The 1,295-nt window shown below is 35.7% G+C and carries 2 protein-coding genes; both read right to left on the bottom strand.

Annotated elements, in window-relative coordinates; genetic code table 11:
- Positions 1-207 precede the first annotated feature (207 nt).
- On the bottom strand, positions 208-1,188 hold the full coding sequence (locus BLP63_RS16645) for a helix-turn-helix domain-containing protein (RefSeq protein WP_092593596.1): 981 nt from the start codon (positions 1,186-1,188) through the stop codon (positions 208-210).
- A gap of 13 nt (positions 1,189-1,201) precedes the next feature.
- On the bottom strand, positions 1,202-1,295 hold a 94-nt coding region (locus BLP63_RS17365), incomplete at its 5' end, for an LPXTG cell wall anchor domain-containing protein (protein WP_139159865.1).

Raw genomic sequence — 1,295 nt, 5'->3', positions numbered from 1 at the left:
GATTTGATGTCTATAAAATATCACATATCGTGTTATTTGTCAACGTCTTTTTGAAAATAATTCTCAATTACTTGATTTTTATCACATTTCGTGTTGTTTTAGCATAAGGCTTATAGATGGCGCTGTTTGAATACAACTTCCTGATGAACAAAGGATTTATAACATTTGAACTCAAAGAAAAGAAAGAGGGCTGCTGCAAAACTAATTTTAGTAGTTTTGCAGCAGCCCTATTAAACTATTTTCTAAATCATCCATTGCTCGATCAAGTGATTGCAGCGACGGAAAATAATAATCTGCACCCAACTGATTCACTGCGAAATCCTCGTCAGTTATGGCATTTCCCCCGACAATAATCTTTGGCTGTAAGTCAGTATCCAACGACCTAATAGCTCGAATCAGCGCTTCACAGCTATTGAGATGATTGATCAAAGTTACTGACAATACGAGCACATGAATCGTCTTTTTCTTAAAAAAATCTTCCAGACTTGAAATTGGAATATTCTTACCAATATAATAAGTTAACCACCCGTGACGCTTAAAAACTTCCGAAATCATTTTTAAAGGAAATTCATGTTCTTCCATACCTGGAAGCATAAGCGCCGCTGAATATAATTTATTCAAATTAGGCTGAACAAGACTTTCTTGATCAAGACGCGTCATTAGCTTATCTATCACATCAGAGATAATGTGTTCTTCAGCAACACTCATTTGTCCCGTTTCCCAATGGGTGCCTAAATCTCTTAGTGTTGGTACAAAAACATAATCATTATAGAGCATAAGATTGATATCAGGAATACGGTTATTAATAATCAAATCCGTTGCTTCATTAAATTGACCATGTTTAAGATATTCAAAAAACTCTGTTTGCAATTTATTTAAGTTTTTTATTAATTCTGATGATATTGGGTGTGAATCATTATCTTGATTTGATAAAAATTCACCAGAGACTTCTTGCGAAGTCTCTGGTTTTGAATTTGATTCTTGAAACTCTGAACCACTGAGCAGATAATCCACACTAACATTTAATTGTTCTGCAATTTCCCTTAATGCAGATGCAACTGGAAATCTGAAATTATTTTCATAGTTGGAGACAGTGGACTGTTCAACACCCAAACGATCAGCAAGCGCTTTCTGTGTCATCTTTTTGTCTTTTCTTGCGGCTTTTAAACGGGTACCAAAATCAGCCATGTCATCAACCTCTTTACTTCATTCTTTTTTTCATCATGCCTGCGCCAGCTAAAGTCATTATACCTGCGAAGACAAATGGGGTCAATCCAACTGCGCCAGTCTTAGGG

The organism is Acidaminobacter hydrogenoformans DSM 2784 (assembly GCF_900103005.1).
Lineage (GTDB): Bacteria > Bacillota > Clostridia > Peptostreptococcales > Acidaminobacteraceae > Acidaminobacter > Acidaminobacter hydrogenoformans.
Note: the sequence above shows the minus strand (reverse complement) of the source record. Positions and strands in the feature narration are given on the sequence as shown.

Coding starts and splice junctions, on each gene's coding strand:
- BLP63_RS16645 (WP_092593596.1), bottom strand. CDS start 1,188: ATGGCTGATTTTGGTACCCGTTTAAAAGCCGCAAGAAAAGACAAAAAG.